General features: G+C 64.9%; 20 protein-coding genes. 10 read left to right on the forward strand and 10 right to left on the reverse strand.

Going from position 1 to position 17,789, the window contains the following annotated elements; all coding sequences use genetic code 11:
- Positions 1–3: 3 nt before the first annotated feature.
- The 4 genes from lepB to pyrE all read right to left on the reverse strand — a co-directional run bounded on the left by lepB (position 4) and on the right by pyrE (position 2,723).
- Positions 4–852: a signal peptidase I gene (gene lepB / locus LH20_RS09375; RefSeq protein ID WP_053553964.1), complete on the reverse strand. Its 849-nt coding sequence runs from the start codon at positions 850–852 to the stop codon at positions 4–6.
- Positions 852–1,256: a holo-ACP synthase gene (gene acpS / locus LH20_RS09380; RefSeq protein ID WP_053553965.1), complete on the reverse strand. Its 405-nt coding sequence runs from the start codon at positions 1,254–1,256 to the stop codon at positions 852–854. Before acpS ends, lepB begins: the two co-directional genes overlap by 1 nt.
- A gap of 136 nt (positions 1,257–1,392) precedes the next feature.
- A complete protein-coding gene (locus LH20_RS09385) occupies positions 1,393–2,142 on the reverse strand; it encodes a pyridoxine 5'-phosphate synthase (RefSeq protein WP_053553966.1) in 750 nt (249 codons plus the stop codon).
- Positions 2,139–2,723 carry an orotate phosphoribosyltransferase gene (pyrE, locus tag LH20_RS09390; protein WP_053553967.1) on the reverse strand — a complete coding sequence of 195 codons (585 nt, stop codon included), beginning with the start codon at positions 2,721–2,723 and terminating at the stop codon, positions 2,139–2,141. The genes LH20_RS09385 and pyrE overlap by 4 nt, the downstream gene beginning before the upstream one ends.
- Before the next feature lie 229 nt (positions 2,724–2,952).
- On the opposite strand from pyrE, the gene coxB reads away from it, so the two are divergent.
- The 10 genes from coxB (at position 2,953) to LH20_RS09435 (ending at position 11,680) form a co-directional block, all read left to right on the forward strand.
- Complete coding sequence (gene coxB / locus LH20_RS09395) at positions 2,953–4,026, forward strand: cytochrome c oxidase subunit II (RefSeq protein WP_053553968.1); 1,074 nt, start codon at positions 2,953–2,955, stop codon at positions 4,024–4,026.
- A 20-nt stretch (positions 4,027–4,046) separates the two neighbouring features.
- Positions 4,047–5,714: a cytochrome c oxidase subunit I gene (ctaD, locus tag LH20_RS09400; RefSeq protein ID WP_053553969.1), complete on the forward strand. Its 1,668-nt coding sequence runs from the start codon at positions 4,047–4,049 to the stop codon at positions 5,712–5,714.
- A gap of 85 nt (positions 5,715–5,799) precedes the next feature.
- Complete coding sequence (locus LH20_RS09405) at positions 5,800–6,684, forward strand: heme o synthase (protein ID WP_053553970.1); 885 nt, start codon at positions 5,800–5,802, stop codon at positions 6,682–6,684.
- Positions 6,681–6,824, forward strand: coding sequence for a hypothetical protein (locus LH20_RS23745; RefSeq protein ID WP_200905459.1), 144 nt, complete (start codon positions 6,681–6,683; stop codon positions 6,822–6,824). Before LH20_RS09405 ends, LH20_RS23745 begins: the two co-directional genes overlap by 4 nt.
- Positions 6,824–7,390 carry a cytochrome c oxidase assembly protein gene (locus tag LH20_RS09410; RefSeq protein ID WP_053553971.1) on the forward strand — a complete coding sequence of 189 codons (567 nt, stop codon included), beginning with the start codon at positions 6,824–6,826 and terminating at the stop codon, positions 7,388–7,390. Before LH20_RS23745 ends, LH20_RS09410 begins: the two co-directional genes overlap by 1 nt.
- Before the next feature lie 78 nt (positions 7,391–7,468).
- Positions 7,469–8,344 carry a cytochrome c oxidase subunit 3 gene (locus LH20_RS09415; protein ID WP_053553972.1) on the forward strand — a complete coding sequence of 292 codons (876 nt, stop codon included), beginning with the start codon at positions 7,469–7,471 and terminating at the stop codon, positions 8,342–8,344.
- Between the two features lies 1 nt (position 8,345).
- A complete protein-coding gene (locus LH20_RS09420; RefSeq protein WP_053553973.1) occupies positions 8,346–8,744 on the forward strand; it encodes a DUF983 domain-containing protein in 399 nt (132 codons plus the stop codon).
- A complete protein-coding gene (locus LH20_RS09425) occupies positions 8,737–9,372 on the forward strand; it encodes an SURF1 family protein (RefSeq protein WP_053553974.1) in 636 nt (211 codons plus the stop codon). Before LH20_RS09420 ends, LH20_RS09425 begins: the two co-directional genes overlap by 8 nt.
- Before the next feature lie 27 nt (positions 9,373–9,399).
- Positions 9,400–10,797 (forward strand): threonine synthase, encoded by a 1,398-nt coding sequence (thrC, locus tag LH20_RS09430; protein ID WP_053553975.1) that lies wholly within the window; start codon positions 9,400–9,402, stop codon positions 10,795–10,797.
- The gene (locus LH20_RS09435; RefSeq protein ID WP_200905460.1) at positions 10,790–11,680 is read left to right on the forward strand and encodes a class I SAM-dependent methyltransferase; all 891 of its coding nucleotides are present in this window, start codon (positions 10,790–10,792) and stop codon (positions 11,678–11,680) included. The genes thrC and LH20_RS09435 overlap by 8 nt, the downstream gene beginning before the upstream one ends.
- A 13-nt stretch (positions 11,681–11,693) precedes the next feature.
- Here LH20_RS09435 and phoB read toward each other — a convergent pair whose 3' ends face one another.
- The 6 genes from phoB to LH20_RS09465 all read right to left on the reverse strand — a co-directional run bounded on the left by phoB (position 11,694) and on the right by LH20_RS09465 (position 17,667).
- On the reverse strand, positions 11,694–12,392 hold the full coding sequence (gene phoB, locus LH20_RS09440) for a phosphate regulon transcriptional regulator PhoB (RefSeq protein ID WP_053553976.1): 699 nt from the start codon (positions 12,390–12,392) through the stop codon (positions 11,694–11,696).
- A complete protein-coding gene (gene phoU / locus LH20_RS09445) occupies positions 12,392–13,111 on the reverse strand; it encodes a phosphate signaling complex protein PhoU (RefSeq protein WP_442800454.1) in 720 nt (239 codons plus the stop codon). Before phoU ends, phoB begins: the two co-directional genes overlap by 1 nt.
- 27 nt (positions 13,112–13,138) lie before the next feature.
- On the reverse strand, positions 13,139–13,921 hold the full coding sequence (gene pstB, locus LH20_RS09450) for a phosphate ABC transporter ATP-binding protein PstB (RefSeq protein ID WP_053553977.1): 783 nt from the start codon (positions 13,919–13,921) through the stop codon (positions 13,139–13,141).
- Between the two features lie 2 nt (positions 13,922–13,923).
- Entirely contained in the window at positions 13,924–15,180 is a 1,257-nt protein-coding gene (gene pstA, locus LH20_RS09455; RefSeq protein WP_053553978.1) for a phosphate ABC transporter permease PstA, read from the reverse strand.
- On the reverse strand, positions 15,173–16,549 hold the full coding sequence (gene pstC, locus LH20_RS09460; RefSeq protein ID WP_053553979.1) for a phosphate ABC transporter permease subunit PstC: 1,377 nt from the start codon (positions 16,547–16,549) through the stop codon (positions 15,173–15,175). Before pstC ends, pstA begins: the two co-directional genes overlap by 8 nt.
- A 68-nt stretch (positions 16,550–16,617) precedes the next feature.
- Entirely contained in the window at positions 16,618–17,667 is a 1,050-nt protein-coding gene (locus tag LH20_RS09465; RefSeq protein WP_053553980.1) for a substrate-binding domain-containing protein, read from the reverse strand.
- Positions 17,668–17,789 lie beyond the last annotated feature (122 nt).

Here is a 17,789-nt window from a genome sequence, read left to right on the forward strand (position 1 = left end):
GCGTCACTCCCTGCTGGCGCTGCTGTCACGCGCAGGCCTGAGATCGGTTCCGGCGCGCCCGGACCTTAGACCGCGCAGCCAGCTTAGCGGATTATACCATTCGGTCGTGCCGTCGGTCGAAAAGCTGATGATCTCGGCGCGCCCCGCGATGGCGTCGAAGGGGACGGGCCCTCCGAGCCCCTTGCGCTCGGCCGAGACGCGGCTGTCGGCGCTGCCGTCGCGATTGTCGCCCATCAGGAAGAGATGGCCCGCTGGCACCTTCACCGGGCCATAATCGTCGGTCGCATAGCCTGGGCCCATGTCGATCGTGTCGAAGGTTGCGCCGCCGGGCAGCGTTTCGCGCACGATCGGCAGCTCGAGCACTTCGCGCCCGCTCGCGTCGCGGGTGACGAAGCGGAACAGGCTGCTGTCCGGCCCTGGCAGATTGGGGTCGGCGGGAATGGTGAGCGCCGGCTCAACCCTGCGCTTGACGGGCTTGCCGTTGATGAAGAGCGCGCCGCTTCTGAGGGCGATCGTGTCGCCGGGCAGGCCGATCACGCGCTTGATATAATCGATGCGCGTGTCGGGATGCTCGAGCACGACAATGTCGCCGCGCTCGGGCAACTTGCCAAAGAGCCGGCCTTCGGTCTTGGGCGCAAGGTGGAAGCTCACCGAGGCATAGGACCAGCCATAGGGATATTTGCTCACGATCAGCCGGTCGCCGTTGCGCAGCGTTGGCATCATCGAATCCGAAGGAATATAAAAAGGTTTGGCGACGCAGCTGTGGATGCCGAGGACGAGCAGCAGGATGACCACGATATCGCGGATCAGCTTGCCCCAGCTTTCCTCCCCCTTGCTCTTCTTTTTCGCCATTATTCGTCCTTGATCGCTTCGATGATGACGAAGGCCTGCGCCCAGGGGTGATCGTCGGTCAATGTGAGATGGATATGCGCCTTGTGCCCCGCGGGCACCATCTGCGCGAGCCGTTCGGCGGCTCCCCCGGTGAGCGCGAGCGTCGGCGCCCCCGATGGCGCATTGACGACGCCGATGTCCTTCATGAACACCCCGCGCCTGAAGCCCGTACCGACGGCTTTTGAAAAGGCCTCCTTCGCCGCAAAGCGCTTGGCATAGGTACCGGCTCGCGTGAAGGGCCGCCGCGCTGCCTTGGCGCGCTCGACCTCGGTGAACACCCGCATTTCAAACCGCTCGCCGAAGCGGTCGAGCGAATTTTGAATCCGCTCGATATTGCAAAGGTCGGAGCCGAGACCGATGATCAAGGCCTGCCCTCCGGATCGCGGCGCGAGGCGGGGGAAGGGGCGGCAAGGATCGAGAGGACAGCCCGTGCCTTGCCGCGCTGCGCGGCAGGCCCAAGGCTTCGCCCGAGGTGCGCGGCGGAACCCGGCCCCCCCACGCTCACCCGCGCGCCTCGTCCATCAGCGCGCGCATCCGGCGCACCGCGTCTTCCAGTCCGGTGAAAATCGCCTCGCCGATCAGATAATGGCCGATGTTGAGCTCGGCGAGCTGCGGGATCGCAGCGACGGGCACGACATTCTCATAGGTAAGGCCATGCCCCGCGTGCGGTTCGATGCCATTCTTCCAGGCAAGCGCCGCAGCGTCAGCGAGCCGCCGGAGCTCGGCCGCGCGCGCCTCGCCGTCGCAATGCGCATAGCGGCCGGTGTGAAACTCGACGACGGGCGCCTTCAGACGCATCGCCGCCTCGATCTGGCGCGCATCGGGCTCGATGAAGAGGCTGACGCGGATGCCCGCGTCCGAAAGGCGCGCGACGATGGGTGCGAGATGATTGTGCTGCCCTGCGGCATCGAGCCCGCCCTCGGTCGTACGCTCCTCGCGCTTTTCCGGGACAATGCAGGCAGCGTGCGGCGCGTGGCGCAGCGCAATGGCGAGCATTTCCTCGGTCGCGGCCATTTCAAGATTGAGCGGCAGGTCGGTTGCCGCCTGTATGCGCGCCAGGTCGTCGTCGCGAATGTGGCGCCGGTCCTCGCGCAGATGCGCAGTGATCCCGTCGCCGCCGACCGCCGCGACTATCTCGGCGGCGCGCACGGGGTCAGGATGGTCGCCTCCGCGCGCGTTGCGGATTGTTGCAACATGGTCGATGTTGACGCCGAGGCGCAGCCGCTGGCCCGAGGGGAGGGGGGCGCTCATGCCGCTGCCCGGCTTCCCGGCTTCACCGCGGGCGATGCTGCGAGATGTTCGGGAAGCTCGCCCGGCGCATAGGTCGGGAAATTGATCGCGACGAGCGGATAGAAAGGTACGCCGAGGTCGACGCTGCCTGCGGAGCGGTCGACAAGAGCCGCCTCGGCGACGACCTCGCCGCCTGCGGCGCGCACCGCCTCCATCGCCTCGCGCGATGAAAGGCCCGTGGTCACGACATCTTCGACCATCAGCACCTTTGCGCCTGTCTCGATCGCAAAGCCGCGGCGCAGTTCAAAGGTGCCGGTCGGGCGCTCGACGAAGATCGCGGGCCTGCCGAGCGCGCGGCCCATTTCGTGCCCGATGATGACGCCGCCCATCGCCGGCGAGACCACAAGGTCGATCGCGTGCCTCAATTCGCGCGGCAGCTTTGCGGCGAGCGCGGAGGCGAGCCGGCCGGCGCGGTCGGTATCCATGAGGACGCGCGCGCACTGCAGATAATATTCGCTGTGGCGGCCCGAGGAGAGAAGGAAATGTCCGTGGAGGAGGGCGTCGGCAGCACGGAACTCGGCCAGGATTTCATCATCGGTCATTGGGAGGCTTGTCTTTTTCCTAGTCATCGCCCGCGCGGGCGACCGGGTTTTGGCGGCGCGGATTTGCCAGCCGCAAAATAGTGTTAGAGATGCTTGAGGCAAGCGGCAAGCGGGTCTATAGCGCCCGCGAGATTCAGCCTGCCCTGAGCCGTCGCGACCCGTGTCCGGCGGCTTGTTCGGATAGGCTGGGGCATCGAGAACACAACAGGCAACGGGCGGCACTATCCTTATGAAGAGCTTGAAAACCCTTGTAATTGCAGCGGCCTTGTCGCTCGGAGCGATGGGCGCTGGGCATGCGCAGGCACCGGCGGCGGCGCCCGCCGCAGCCCCGGCTGCGACGACGACGGCGACTCCGCCCGCGGCGGCAGATGCGGCGGCCACGAGTGACGCGGCGGCGGCAGCAGGCGACGCAGCCTATGTGCCGATGAAGCCGGTGGCAGGGGTCGGCCAGCCCATCGACGCCGGCATCGATTTCCAGCCGCAGGTGAGCCCGGTCGGCGAGCAGGCCTATTGGTTCAACCATACGCTCCTGCTGCCGGTGATCACCGCCATCTCGCTTCTCGTTCTCGGCCTCCTGCTCTGGGTGATCTTCCGCTACCGTGCCGCCGCGAACCCGGTTCCCTCGAAGACAACGCACAACACCTTCATCGAGGTCATCTGGACCGCGATCCCGGTTCTGATCCTCGCAGTGATCGCGGTGCCGTCGATCCGCCTTCTTGCACAGCAATATGAGCCGCCCAGCAAGGACGCGCTCACGATCAAGGTCACCGGCTATCAATGGTATTGGGGCTATGCCTATCCCGACCAGGGCATCGGCGAATATGTCTCGAAGATGCTCACCGAAGAGCAGGCGAAGGCCGCGGGCGAGCCTTATCATCTCGCCGTCGACAACCGCATGGTCGTCCCCGTGGGCCAGCAGGTGAAGCTGATCATCACCGGCGCCGACGTCATCCACAGCTTTGCGGTTCCCGCGCTCTGGACCAAGATGGACGCGGTTCCTGGCCGCGCCAACGAAACCACTTTCACCGTCAACAAGCCGGGCGTCTATTACGGCCAGTGTTCGGAGCTTTGCGGCGTCGATCACGCCTATATGCCGATCGCGGTCGAGGCTGTGCCGATGGAGCAGTGGAAGGCGTGGGTCCGCTCAAAGGGCGGCAATCCCGATCCGCAGGCGGCTGAGCCGGCTGCTGCAGCCGCGGCGCCCGCCGGTCCCGTTCCGGCTGTCTCCACCACCGCGCCCGCGCAGACGCCCGCCACGGCGCCAGGCGCTACCCCCGCCGCCTCGCCGGCGACGACGAACTGATTGATCGAGGGCCCAAGAAAATGACTGATATTGCAGCGACTGCACCCGTCCATGGCCACGATCATGCGCATGACGACCATGATCACAAGCCCGGCTTTTTCGTCCGATGGTTCATGTCGACCAACCACAAGGACATCGGCACGCTCTACCTGATCTTCGCGATCATCGCCGGCATCGTCGGCGGCGTGCTGTCGGGCATGATGCGCCTTGAACTCGCTGAGCCCGGCATCCAGTATCTGCATGGCTGGGCGCAATTCTTCGATGCGGCTGCCGGCGATACGCAGGCGAAGCATTTCTGGAACGTGATGATCACCGCGCACGGCCTGATCATGATTTTCTTCATGGTCATGCCGGCGATGATCGGCGGCTTCGGCAACTGGTTCGTGCCGCTGATGATCGGTGCGCCCGACATGGCGTTCCCGCGCATGAACAACATCAGCTACTGGCTGACGACGGTCGCGTTCGTCATGCTCGTCGCCTCGATGTTCTACCCCGGCGGCAGCGGCCTTGGCGCAGGCACGGGCTGGACACTCTATGCGCCGCTCTCGACGACCGGTTCGGTGGGGCCGGCGGTCGACATGGCGATCTTCTCGGTCCACCTTGCGGGTGCGGCGTCGATCCTTGGCGCGATCAACTTCATCACCACCATCTTCAACATGCGCGCGCCGGGCATGACCCTGCACAAGATGCCGCTGTTCGTCTGGTCGGTGCTGGTTACCGCCTTCCTGCTTCTCCTGTCGCTGCCGGTTCTGGCCGCTGCGATCACCATGCTTCTCACCGACCGAAATTTCGGCACCACCTTCTATGATGCAACGGGCGGCGGCGATCCGGTGCTCTACCAGCATCTCTTCTGGTTCTTCGGTCACCCCGAAGTCTACATCATGATCCTGCCGGGCTTCGGCATCGTCAGCCAGGTCATCTCGACCTTCAGCCGCAAGCCGGTGTTCGGCTATCTCGGCATGGCCTATGCGATGGTCGCGATCGGCGTTGTCGGGTTCATCGTCTGGGCGCACCACATGTTTACCGTCGGCATGAGCGTGAACCTCAAGATGTACTTCACCGCGGCGACGATGGTGATTGCGGTTCCGACCGGCATCAAGATCTTCAGCTGGATCGCTACCATGTGGGGCGGCTCGCTCAGCTTCAAGACCCCGATGGTCTGGTCGCTCGGCTTCATCTTCATGTTCACCGTGGGCGGCGTCACCGGCGTCGTGCTCGCCAACGGCGGCGTCGACACCAACCTGCACGACACCTATTATGTTGTCGCGCACTTCCACTATGTGCTCTCGCTCGGCGCGGTCTTCTCACTGTTCGCGGGCTTCTATTACTGGTTCCCGAAGATGTCGGGCCGGATGTACAGCGAACTCCTCGGCCAGCTGCACTTCTGGGTCTTCTTTGTCGGCGTGAACGTCATGTTCTTTCCCCAGCATTTCCTGGGACAGCAGGGCATGCCGCGTCGTTACCCCGATTATCCGGAAGCCTTCGCTTACTGGCACCATATCTCGTCGATCGGCTATGTGATCATGGCCGTCGGGATGCTCTTCTTCTTCGTGAACCTTGTCTACTCGCTGTTCGCGGGCAAGAAGGCCGTCGACAATCCCTGGGGCGAGGGTGCGACGACGCTCGAATGGACGCTGTCGAGCCCGCCGCCGTTCCACCAGTTCAACGAACTGCCGCGTATCGCCTGATGCATTCGCTCCCTGCCGACAAGGGCAGGGGGCGTTTCCCATCCGGCCGGAGGATGAATTGGCGCAGAGCCTGACCCACGGTGAAATGACCTTGCCCGCGGATTGGCGCGATCTCTTCGCGCTGACCAAGCCGCGGGTCATGTCGCTCGTCGTCTTCACGGCGCTCTGCGGGCTGCTGGCGGCGCCGGGGCATGTGCACCCGGTCCTCGGCTTCTCCTCGATCCTCGCGATCACGCTCGGTGCCGGCGCGTCGGGAGCGCTCAACCAATGGTATGAGGCCGCGCTCGATGCAAAGATGAAGCGGACCGCGAGCCGGCCGCTTCCCGCGGGCCGGCTCGACCCGCAGACCGCGCTCCATTTCGGGGTCGGGCTTGCCGCCTTTTCGGTCTTCCTGATGCTGTTCGCTGCCAATTGGCAAGCGGCTGCGCTGCTGACCCTTTCGATCCTCTTCTACGTCTTCGTCTACACCATGTGGCTCAAGCCCAGGACGCCGCAGAATATCGTGATCGGCGGCGCGGCAGGGGCTTTTCCGCCGCTGATCGGCTGGGTCGCTGCGACGGGGTCGATCGCCCCGCTGCCGGTGATGCTCTTCCTCCTCATCTTCCTGTGGACCCCGCCGCACTTCTGGGCGCTCGCGCTGTTCGTGCGCTCCGATTATGCCGCGGCGGGCATCCCGATGATGCCGGTGGTCGCGGGCGAGCAGTCGACCCGGCGCCAGATTCTTTTCTATGCGCTGATCATGGCGGCGGCGGCGATTGCGCCCTGGCCGCTAGGATATGCAGGCGCGCTCTATGGCTGGGCGGCGACGCTGCTGTCGTCCTTCTTCGTCCTGCTCTCGGTCCGGGTCGGGCTGCGGCAGACCGAGGCGGGCGACAAGATGCAGCCCGAAAAGCGCTTGTTCGGCTATTCGGTCGCCTATCTTTTCCTCATCTTCACCGCGGTCGTCATCGACCATATGCTTGCGCTATGACCGACGATCCGGCCCCTGAACCCTTCGACGAGGCGGAATACCGCCGCCGCCAGCGCAGCCGCGCCAATCTGATGGCGTGGATTCTGGGCGGGCTGGCGCTGCTTTTCTTCCTCATCACCATGGCGCGCATGGTGGTCTGATGAGCAGTGACGCGATCCGCTCCAAGAATCTGCGCACGGCCGGTCTTGCAGCCCTCCTTGCTGCGGCGATGGTCGGGCTCGGCTTTGCCGCGGTGCCGCTTTATAATCTCTTCTGCCGCGTCACCGGCTTTGGCGGGACGACGCAGCGCTACGATCCCGTCGCTGCCGCGGAGCAACCGAAGGTGCTGAGCGACACGATTTCGGTCCGCTTCGATGCCAATGTCTCGCCGAAGCTGCCGTGGAAATTCTACCCCGAGCACCCGACCGACACGGTGAGCATCGGCGCACGCGACATGGCGATCTTCATCGCCGAGAATAATTCGCCGCACCCCGTCACGGGGACCGCGACCTTCAACGTCACGCCCGACCAGGCGGGCAAATATTTCACCAAGATCCAGTGCTTCTGCTTCACCCAGCAAACGCTGCAGCCGGGCGAACAGATTCGCATGCCCGTGCTCTTCTTCGTCGACCCCAAGATCAAGGACGACGTCGATGCGCGCGACATTCAGGAAATCACGCTGAGCTACACCTTCTACCCTGTGGACGAGGGCAAAAAGGCGAGCTAAGGCCGCGATCGAGAGTCTTCAAGGACCGGCGGGCGATGGGGAATCGCGATGCTGGGGCAGCTAAACGGGAATAATGACATGGCCGGTGCCAAACATCATGACTATCACCTCGTAAACCCCAGCGTGTGGCCGATGGTCGGCTCGATCGCGGCGCTCGTGATGTTCTTTGGCGGTGTGATGTGGATGCACACCGACTATTTCGGCGATGCCGGCAAATGGGTGTTCGGTCTGGGCGTCGCGGGCGTCATCCTGACCTTCTTCCAATGGTGGGCCGACGTGATCAACGAAGCCCATGCCGGCGATCATACGCCGGTGGTGCAGCTTCACCTGCGCTACGGCATGATCCTGTTCATCGCCTCGGAGGTCATGTTCTTCGTCGGCTGGTTCTGGGCATGGTTCGATTTCGCGCTGTTCCCGGTGCCGGTCGAGATTGTCGACGGCGCGGTTTCGTCGCTTTTCGGCCAGGACGGGGCGGCGGCGATCACCCAGTGGCCGCCGAAGGGCATCCACGTCATCGACGCCTTTTCGCTTCCGCTCCTCAACACGCTGATCCTGCTCTGCTCGGGCACGACGATCACCTGGGCGCACCACTCGCTGATTCACGGCGATCGGGAAGGGCTCAAGAAGGGCCTCTGGCTGACGATCATCCTCGGCATCACCTTCAGCGCGATCCAGGCCTATGAATATGCCGAAGCGCCGTTCCCCTTCGGAACGATCAACTATACGTCGGCCTTCTTCATGGCGACCGGCTTCCACGGCTTCCACGTGCTCGTCGGCACCATCTTCCTGATCGTCTGCCTCGTTCGTACCTACAAGGGGCATTTCACCCCGCAGCAGCACTTCGGTTTCGAAGCTGCCGCCTGGTATTGGCACTTCGTCGACGTGGTGTGGCTGTTCCTCTTCATCATGGTCTATGTCTGGGGCGGCTGGGGCGCGCCGGTCGCTGCGCACTAAATTGCCGGACAGCAATACCAATCCAGAAGGGCAGCCGCCGATCGGGCGCGCTGCCCTTCTTGGCCTCTGTCCGCGCTGCGGCGCACAGACGCTGTTCGAGGGCCCCGTCCGCTTCGCGCCGCGCTGCCGCGCCTGCGGACTCGACTTTGGCGCCTATAATGTCGGCGACGGCCCCGCGGCCTTCCTGACGCTGATTGTGGGCGCGCTTCTGATCGTGGCGGCCCTCCTCGTCGATTTCGCCTTCGAGCCGCCGCTTTGGGTGCATGTCATCCTGTGGGTCCCCCTGACCATTGCCGCGGTTGTTCTGGGGCTGAGGCTCGCCAAGGCGGCGCTGCTTGCAAGCGAGCATCAGCGAAAGGCGGCCGAGGGCCGCCTCGCCGAGGAGGAAGAGCATGACTGAGTCCGCGCTTCGCCGCTGGCCCCTCGTCCCGACACTGCTCGTGATCGCGGCCGCCGCGGTCATGGTCGCGCTCGGCGTGTGGCAGCTTGAGCGAAAGAGCGAAAAGGAAGCGCTACTTGCCCTTTATGAGCGCAACCGCGCGATGTCGGCAACGGTCGCTTATCCCGAACTCCCTCCGGTCGCCGACGCAATGCTCTTCCGCAAGAGCAGCATTGTCTGTCTCGAGCCCGTGCGCTGGGACCCGCGAAGCGGCACCGACCGCGCAGGAAGGACCGGAATACGCATGATTGCCGATTGCCGCACCGGTGCCGAAGGACCCGGTGTGCTGGTCGATATGGGCATCGCCGACGATTTCACGCCGCCCAAGTGGAGCGGGGGCCCGGTTGCCGGAACGATCGTGCCAGGCCCTCAGCAGCCGGGGTGGATAGCGCGGCTCACTGGCAAAGCGGCGCCCGCGCGCGCGATGCTCGTCGCCGACGCGCCGCTTGAAGGCCTGCGCGCGAGCGCGGTTCCGAACGGCGCGGACGTGCCCAACAACCATCTCGCCTATGCGGTGCAATGGTTCCTTTTCGCCGCCGCAGCTCTCGTCATCTATATATTGGCGGTTCGCCGCCGCTTGCAGCGCTGACGTTCGCCCGCTAGGCGCTGGGCCGCCATGGACTATATCAGCACCCGCGGCTCTGCGCCGACCCTCGATTTTCGCGCCGCCACGCTTGCCGGCCTTGCCAGCGACGGCGGTCTTTATGTGCCCGCCGCATGGCCGCGGCTCAGCGCCGATGAGATTCGCGCGCTTGCCGGACTTGATTATGTCGAGACGGCGGTGCGGATCATGTTGCCGTTCGTGACGGGAGCGCTTGGCGAGGATGACCTGCGCCGGCTGTGCACCGCCGCCTACGGGCGCTTTGGCCATGATGCGGTCACCCCGCTCGTCCAGCTCGACCATCATCACTGGCTGCTCGAACTCTTCCACGGCCCGACGCTCGCCTTCAAGGACGTCGCGCTGCAACTTCTCGGCCAGCTTTTCGAAACCTTTCTTGCCGGCGGCGACACCGACATCACCATCGTCGGCGCGACCTCGGGTGATACCGGCTCGGCGGCGATCGAGGCGGTGGCGGGCCGCGACCATATCCGCATCTTCATGCTCCACCCCGAAGGCCGGGTCAGCGACGTCCAGCGCCGCCAGATGACGACCGTCCTCGCGCCCAACGTCCACAATATCGCGATCGACGGCAGCTTCGACGACGCGCAGGCGATGGTGAAGCGATTGTTCGGCGATGAGGAGGCGCGCGGCGCGCTGACATTGTCGGCCGTGAACAGCATCAACTGGGCGCGGCTGATGGCGCAGATCGTCTATTATTTCTACGCCGCCGTCCGCCTCGGCGGGCCCGACCGCGAAATTGCCTTCAGTGTTCCCACCGGCAACTTCGGCGATGTATTCGCCGGCTATGTCGCAGCCCAAATGGGGCTCCCCATTGCCAGGCTCGTCGTTGCGACCAACGTCAACGACATTCTTCACCGCGCGCTCATGAGCGGCGATTATAGCGCCGGCAAGGTGACGCCGACCGCAACGCCCAGCATGGACATTCAGGTCAGCAGCAATTTCGAGCGGCTGCTTTTCGACCTTTCCGCTCGCGACGGAGCGGCGATCGCAGGCATGATGGACGCGTTCGACACGAGCCGCGCGATGACGATCCCCCCCGACATGCTGCGCGGGGCGAGCGGTCTCTTTTCGAGCGCGCGGATCGACGGCGATGCGATGGCGCTTGCGCTGCGCTGGGCGCAGGAGCGCGGCGGCCAGATCATCGATCCGCACAGCGCGGTCGGGCTCGCGGCCGCGCGCGGTCTCGACATCGATCCTGCAGTGCCCGTGGTGACGCTCGCGACCGCACATCCGGCAAAATTCCCCGATGCGGTCGAACGCGCGACCGGGGTGCGCCCGTCGCTCCCGGCGCGGCTCGGCAATCTTTTCGACCGCGAAGAGCGCTACGAAAAGCTTGCCGGCGATTATGACGTGGTGAAGGCCTTCATCCTCGCCGAAGCCGTCCGTGGCTGACCTGCTTCCCCTGCGCACGCTCGTTGGCGAGGCGTGGGACGATTATGGCCTCGTTGACAGCGGCGGCGGGCGCAAGCTTGAACGCTATGGCCGCTATCGCTTCATCCGCCCCGAACCGCAGGCGATGTGGGCGCCCGCGCTCCCTCGAAGCGCTTGGGAGGAGGCCGACGGCGAGTTCGTGCCCGCATCCGATGAGGACGGCGGCGGGCGCTGGTATTTTCACCGGCCTGTACCCGCCGAGGGCTGGCCGCTTTCCTGGCGCGAGACGCGCTTTACGGCCTCGTGCACACCGTTTCGGCACCTCGGCTTCTTTCCCGATATGGCGCCGGTCTGGGACTGGCTGCGCGAGCGCAGCGCGGACAAGACCGATCCTGCTTTCCTCAACCTCTTCGGCTACACCGGTGTCGGCAGCCAGGCGCTGGCCGCGGCAGGGGCCACGGTGACCCATGTCGACGCCTCGAAGAAATCGGTCGCGCAGGCGCGCGAGAATGCGGCGCTTGCAGGAATGGGCGACCGGCCGATCCGCTGGATCGTCGACGATGCGGGCAAGTTTGCCGCGCGCGAGGTCAGGCGCCGCCGCCGCTACGACGCGATCCTGCTCGATCCCCCCAAATTCGGCCGAGGCCCGAACAATGAACGCTGGCAGCTCGAGGAAGGGCTCGCGCCGCTCCTCGCCGATTGCCGCCAGCTTCTGGATGCGGACAGCCGCGCGCTCTTCCTGACGGTCTATGCCGTGCGCCTCTCCGCGCTCGCCATTGGCGAGCTTGTGGCGCAGATTTTTGCCGATCTGCCTGGCGCGGTCGAATGCGGCGAACTTGCCGTGCGCGAAGAGACGCGGGGGCTGCTTTTGCCCACCGCCATTTTCGCGCGCTGGAGCCGCTAGGACGCGGCGAGGCTCACAGGCTGCCCCCGGCGTCGAGCGCGTAGCCCGCCGAGCGCACGGTGCGAATGACGTCGGCGGTGCCGGGCAGGTTGATGGCCTTGCGCAGGCGCCGGATATGGACGTCGACCGTTCGCAGTTCGATGTCGCTATCCTGTCCCCACACGCTGTCGAGCAATTGCCCGCGCGAGAAGACGCGTCCTGGATGCTCCATGAAATGGCGCAGCAGGCGAAACTCGGTTGGCCCGAGGTTCACGATTTGCTTGCCGCGCTCCACCTTGTGCGCGACCGGATCGAGCTGGAGGTCGGCGTAGCTCAATATTTCCCCTGCGAGCGCGGGGCGGAGCCGGCGCAGAACAGCCTGGACGCGCGCGACGAGTTCGCGGGGGCTGAAAGGCTTGGTCACATAATCGTCGGCGCCGGTTTCAAGGCCGCGGATACGGTCCTCCTCCTCGCCGCGTGCGGTGAGCATGATGATCGGAACATTGGCGGTTGCAGCATTGCGCCTCAGGCGACGGCACACCTCGATGCCGGGCAGGCTCTCGATCATCCAGTCGAGCAGGACGATATCGGGGACGCGTTCCTCCGCCAGGATGAGCCCCTGTTCGCCATCGGGGGTCTGGCGAACCGAATAGCCTTCGCGCGCAAAATGCCAGACGACAAGCTCGGCGATCGCCTCATCATCTTCGATCAGCAACAAATCGGGCTGCGGCATCAGCCTTGCTCCCGTTCCGCCACGCCATCTTCGGGCTGCTCGCCGCGCTCGCGCTCCTCCATCCGCTCGCCGGTGACGGCATAATAGACCATCTCGGCGATATTGGTCGCATGGTCGCCCATGCGTTCCAAATTCTTGGCGACAAACAGCAGATGCGCGCTTTCGGTAATGTGCCGCGGATTTTCCATCATGAAGGTCACAAGCGTGCGAAAGATGCTGTTGTAGAAATCATCGACCGTCTTGTCGCGCACGGTCACCCGCAGCGCGAGCTCGGTGTCGCGCGCGGCAAAGCTGTCGAGCGCGTCGTGGATGAGCTCGGCGACGAGCGAGGACATCGAGGTCAGCACCGGGATCGCCTCGATCGAACGCGCCGGATCCATCAGCGCGACGCGCTTTGCGATGTTCTTGGCATAGTCCCCGATGCGCTCGACGACCGAGACGATCTTCAGCGCCGCGATCATTTCGCGCAGGTCGTCCGCCATCGGTGCCCTCAGCGCGATGGTCTGGACCGCGAGCCGTTCGACCTCGCTTTCGAGCGCGTCGATCGTCTTGTCGCATTCGACCACTTCGGCCGCGAGAGCGCGATCGCCGTTTGCGAGCGCGGACATCGCCTGGATGAGCGCCTGCTCGGCGCGCCCGCCCATCTCGCTGATCAGTCCGCGCAGCCGGTTGAGATCCGCGTCGAAGGCCTTGACGGTATGTTCGTTGATGATTGCCATGCTGTGCGTCCTTTCGCCCGCGACCGATCAGCCGTAGCGGCCCGTGATATAATCCTTGGTGCGATCCTGCTTCGGGTTGGTGAAGATGTCGGCGGTCCTCCCATATTCGACCAGCGTCCCGAGGTGGAAAAAGGCCGTGCGCTGCGACACGCGCGCCGCCTGCTGCATATTGTGAGTGACGATCACGATCGCATATTTGCCGCGCAGTTCGTGGATCAGTTCCTCGATCTTCGCGGTCGCGATCGGGTCGAGCGCCGAGCATGGTTCGTCCATCAGGATCACCTCGGGGTCGACCGCAATCGCACGCGCGATGCAGAGGCGCTGCTGCTGGCCGCCCGAAAGCGCGGTGCCGCTTTCGCCGAGCCGGTCCTTCACCTCGTCCCAGAGCCCCGCGCGCACCAGCGCGCGCTCGACGATGAGGTCGAGGTCGCCCTTGCCCGCGGCGAGACCGTGGATGCGGGGGCCATAGGCGACATTGTCATAGATCGACTTTGGAAAAGGGTTTGGCTTCTGGAAAACCATTCCGACGCGCGCGCGCAGCTGCACCACATCCATCGTGGGCGCGTAAATATCTTCGCCGTCGAGCGTGATCTTTCCCGTGACGCGGGCGCTTGCGACGGTGTCGTTCATGCGGTTGAGCGAGCGCAGAAAGGTGGATTTCCCGCAGCCCGACGGACCGATGAAGGCGGTGACGAGATCGGTGCCGACGTCGATCGAGACATTGTTGATCGCCTGCTTCGCGCCGTAGAAGACATCGACGCCCTCGGCCTTCATCTTGGGATTGGCGATTGTGAGATCGTCGTGGGTCATGGTCACCAGCGTTTTTCAAACTTGTTGCGAAGATAGATAGCGAGGGCGTTCATCGAGAGCAGCACGATCAACAGCACGATGATCGCCGCCGAGGTTTTCTCGACAAAGCCGCGGTCGACCTCGTCCGACCAGAGGAAGATCTGCATCGGCAGCACCGTGGAGGGCGAACAGACCCCTCCCGGCACGTCCCCTATGAAGGCGCGCATCCCAATGAGAAGGAGCGGCGCCGTCTCGCCGAGCGCGCGGGCCATGCCAATGATCGTCCCGGTCAGAATGCCGGGGAGCGCGAGGGGGAGGACATGGTGGAAGACGACCTGTACCGGGCTGGCGCCGACGCCGAGCGCTGCGTCGCGGATCGACGGCGGGACCGCCTTGATCGCGTTGCGGCTTGCGATGACGATCACGGGCATCGTCATCAGCGCGAGCGTCAGCCCGCCGACCAGCGGACTGGCCTGGCAAAGGCCGAACCAGTTGATGAACACCGCGAGCGCGAGCAGGCCGAAGATGATCGATGGCACCGCGGCCAGATTGTTGATCGAGACCTCGATGAGGTCACTCCAGCGGTTCTTCGGCGCATATTCTTCAAGATAGAGTGCTGCGAGAACGCCGGTAGGGAAGGCGATGAGAAAGGCGATGACGATCGTCAGCACCGATCCCTTGAGCGCCCCCCAGATGCCGGCGAGCGCGGGATCGGTCGCATCGGCATTGCGGAAGAAGGACCAGTGGATGTGCTTGGCAAGCTTGCCTTCCCTGGTCAGCGCGTCGACCCGCGCGCCGAGCGCGCCTCGCGCGCCTTCCTTGGCGGCGATATCGACCAGGGAGGAGGCGGGAAGCTCGAAAACGCTCCTGGTGCGAAGTAGGGCCGGCTCGTCCTTGATCGCGCGGCGAACGTCTTTCCACGCATTTTCGCTGATCAGCGCGGATCCGTTTGCCCCGAGCGCCTCGTCGGCGGCGAGGGCGACGATGTCGGCAAGCCCGGCGTTCGCGATCAGCTGATCGGCGTCGGAATCGCCGAGCCGCGCGGGATCGAGGGGCAGCGGCGTTGCCGCGAAGTCGATCGGCACCGCAATATGGGTGTAGGTGAAGCCGCGCGCACCGTTGCCAACCATCACGGTGAGCAGGAAGGCGAGGAAGAGGCCAGAGAGGAGCACGGCGCCAAGCCCCATCGCCCTGAAACGGCGCTCTGCAGCGTAGCGCGCCGTGATCCGCCTTTGCATCGCGGGGGCCTTCCAGTCGGTGGGGGAGGTCTTCCTATTCATAGGCTTCGCGATATTTTTTTACGATGCGCAGCGCGGCAATGTTGAGCAGCAGCGTGACGAGAAAGAGCACGAGGCCGAGCGCGAACGCCGCCAGCGTCTTCGCGCTGTCGAACTCCTGGTCGCCGGTGAGGAGCTTCACGATCTGCGCGGTCACGGTGGTGACGCTTGCAAAAGGGTTGGCAGTGAGGTTGGCGGAGAGGCCTGCGGCCATGACGACGATCATCGTCTCGCCGATGGCGCGGCTGACTGCGAGCAAAATGCCGCCCATCACGCCGGGGAGCGCCGCGGGAATGAGCACCTCGCGGATCGTTTCGTTCGGCGTTGCGCCGAGCGCGAGCGACCCGTCGCGCATCGCCTGCGGCACTGCATTGATGCTGTCATCGGCCATCGAGGAGATGAAGGGAATGATCATCACCCCCATGACAATGCCGGCGGCGAGAGCGCTTTCGCTCGAGGCGTTCGGCACCCCCAGCATCGCGGCAAAGTCGCGCAGGGCCGGGGCGACGGTGAGCGCGGCAAAATAGCCATACACCACCGTCGGAACGCCCGCGAGGATCTCAAGGCACGGCTTCACCCATCGCCTGACCGCGGGCGCCGCATATTGGGTGAGGTAGACAGCGGTCATCATGCCGATCGGGATCGCGACGATCATGGCGATGATCGCGCCGATCAGCACCGTGCCCCAGAAAAGCGGAATGCCGCCGAACGTGCCGGGCTGCGCGGCCCCGCTTTGTGGGTTCCAGTGGGTACCGAAAAGCAATTCAGCCGGCGAAACGAGGCGGAAGAAGCGGATCGATTCAAACAGAAGCGACATCACGATGCCGAAGGTCGTCAGGATCGCGACGAGCGAGGCGACGAGAAGCAAGGCCATCACGATCCGCTCGACCCGCGAGCGGGCCCGGAAACCAGGCCCGACCCGCGAATAGCCATAAATTCCGCCCGCAAGCGCGAGCGCGAGCATGGCCCCTACTCCGATCGCGCCATAGCGCTGCGCCGCGTGCCTGTAGGGCTCGACGAGCGGCGCTGCGGCGGGGAGCCGTACCGCGGCTTGCCGCCCCTCAGCCACGCTGCGTGCATCCGAGAGGATCGCCCCGCGTTCGAAAGCGAAGGCAGGCAGGCCTTCCGCCGCGGGGGTCTCGAGCACCGCACCTGTGACCAGCGCGGGGGACACGCTCGACCAGAGACCAAGGAAGAGGGCGGCGGGCGCGAACAGCCACAAGGCGACGTACCAGCCATGATATTGCGGACGCGAATGGAGCTTCACTCCCGCGCGCGATGCGAGCAGCGCCGATCGCCCCCGTCCGGCAAGCCAGCCGATCAGCGCGAGGCCAAGAATGACGAACAGGAGGGCAGGGGCGTTGAAGCTCACTTGGCTTTCCTTGACCGGCCCGCCTCCCGCTCAGCCCGAGCGGGGTGGGGGCTCATGTCCTTTGACCTCTACTTCAGCGCCGCGCCATCGAGCGGCGTCATATCCCTCGCCGCGGCCTGCGCCGCCTCTGCGACGCTTTTCGGCGACACGATCAATCCCTTGGCGGCCAGATAGCCGCCCTCGCCCGCGCCTTTGACAAATTCGGCGATATAATCCCCGAGCCCCGGAACGACACCGACATGCGCCTTCTTGACGTAGAGGAACAGCGGCCGCGATCCGGGGTAGCTGCCGTCGGCGATCGTCGCATAGGTCGGCGCGACGCCCTGCACCGGCACCGCCTTGATCTTGTCCTTGTTCGCATCGAGGTAGGAAAAGCCGAAGATGCCGAGGCTTCCCGGATTCTTGTCGAGCTTCGAGATGATGAGATTATCGTTCTCGCCCTGCTCGACATAATAGGGCGAACCGCGCAGCCCGGTGCAAACCGCCGCGTGCTGCTCCTTGTCCTTGTCCTTGAGCGTCTTCATGTCGGGGTTCGCGTCGCAGCCGCGCGCAAGGATCAGTTCCTTGAACGCATCATAGGTACCGCTCGTCGATGGCGGGCCAAAAACCGAGATGCCAACCGCGGGGAGCGCGGGGTTCACATCCTTCCACGTCTTCGCCGTGTTGGGCTTGCCATAGGGGTTTGCAGCAAGCGCCTTGTAGACATCTTCCTCGGTGAGCCTGAAGCCCGGCCCGCGCGCCGCCTCGCCGAGCGCAATGCCATCGATACCGATCTGGATCTCGACGATTTCGGTCACGCCATTCGCGGCGCAGCGGTCGAACTCCGACTTCTTGATCCGGCGCGACGCGTTCGCAATGTCGGGCGTGTCGCCGCCGATCCCGGCGCAAAAGCGCTCGAAGCCGCCGCCGGTGCCCGTGCTGTCGATCTTCGGGGTCTTGTTGCCGGTGGCCTCCGCAAAGGCTTCGCCGACGGCGGTGGCGAAAGGGTAGACCGTCGAGGAGCCGACCGCGCTGATATAGTCGCGTGCGCCGCCGCCCACGGACGCCTGATCCTGACACGCGGACAGCGCCAGCGCGGCACATGCGACGCCCGCGACCAAAGCAGATTTCTCGAACATGACAATGTCCTGTCGGGGGTCGCTACCGAACCAAGCCGCCACCCCCGGGGGCGACTTGCCGAGCCGCCAATGGGACATTTGTGTGACGGGTTTGTGACAGCGTCTTCCGGAGGCTGCTCGTT

The sequence above is a fragment of the Sphingopyxis sp. 113P3 genome, from assembly GCF_001278035.1.
Lineage (GTDB): Bacteria > Pseudomonadota > Alphaproteobacteria > Sphingomonadales > Sphingomonadaceae > Sphingopyxis.

Excerpts from the sequence above, each read along its gene's own strand:
- phoU (WP_442800454.1), bottom strand. The coding sequence starts at position 13,111 with ATGGCAATCATCAACGAACATACCGTCAAGGCCTTCGACGCGGATCTC.
- lepB (WP_053553964.1), bottom strand. The coding sequence starts at position 852 with ATGGCGAAAAAGAAGAGCAAGGGGGAGGAAAGCTGGGGCAAGCTGATC.
- phoB (WP_053553976.1), bottom strand. The coding sequence starts at position 12,392 with ATGCCGCAGCCCGATTTGTTGCTGATCGAAGATGATGAGGCGATCGCC.
- LH20_RS09385 (WP_053553966.1), bottom strand. The coding sequence starts at position 2,142 with ATGAGCGCCCCCCTCCCCTCGGGCCAGCGGCTGCGCCTCGGCGTCAAC.
- pstA (WP_053553978.1), bottom strand. The coding sequence starts at position 15,180 with ATGAATAGGAAGACCTCCCCCACCGACTGGAAGGCCCCCGCGATGCAA.
- thrC (WP_053553975.1), top strand. The coding sequence starts at position 9,400 with ATGGACTATATCAGCACCCGCGGCTCTGCGCCGACCCTCGATTTTCGC.
- coxB (WP_053553968.1), top strand. The coding sequence starts at position 2,953 with ATGAAGAGCTTGAAAACCCTTGTAATTGCAGCGGCCTTGTCGCTCGGA.
- LH20_RS09465 (WP_053553980.1), bottom strand. The coding sequence starts at position 17,667 with ATGTTCGAGAAATCTGCTTTGGTCGCGGGCGTCGCATGTGCCGCGCTG.
- LH20_RS09415 (WP_053553972.1), top strand. The coding sequence starts at position 7,469 with ATGGCCGGTGCCAAACATCATGACTATCACCTCGTAAACCCCAGCGTG.
- LH20_RS09410 (WP_053553971.1), top strand. The coding sequence starts at position 6,824 with ATGAGCAGTGACGCGATCCGCTCCAAGAATCTGCGCACGGCCGGTCTT.
- LH20_RS09425 (WP_053553974.1), top strand. The coding sequence starts at position 8,737 with ATGACTGAGTCCGCGCTTCGCCGCTGGCCCCTCGTCCCGACACTGCTC.
- LH20_RS09405 (WP_053553970.1), top strand. The coding sequence starts at position 5,800 with ATGACCTTGCCCGCGGATTGGCGCGATCTCTTCGCGCTGACCAAGCCG.
- pyrE (WP_053553967.1), bottom strand. The coding sequence starts at position 2,723 with ATGACCGATGATGAAATCCTGGCCGAGTTCCGTGCTGCCGACGCCCTC.
- pstB (WP_053553977.1), bottom strand. The coding sequence starts at position 13,921 with ATGACCCACGACGATCTCACAATCGCCAATCCCAAGATGAAGGCCGAG.
- ctaD (WP_053553969.1), top strand. The coding sequence starts at position 4,047 with ATGACTGATATTGCAGCGACTGCACCCGTCCATGGCCACGATCATGCG.
- LH20_RS23745 (WP_200905459.1), top strand. The coding sequence starts at position 6,681 with ATGACCGACGATCCGGCCCCTGAACCCTTCGACGAGGCGGAATACCGC.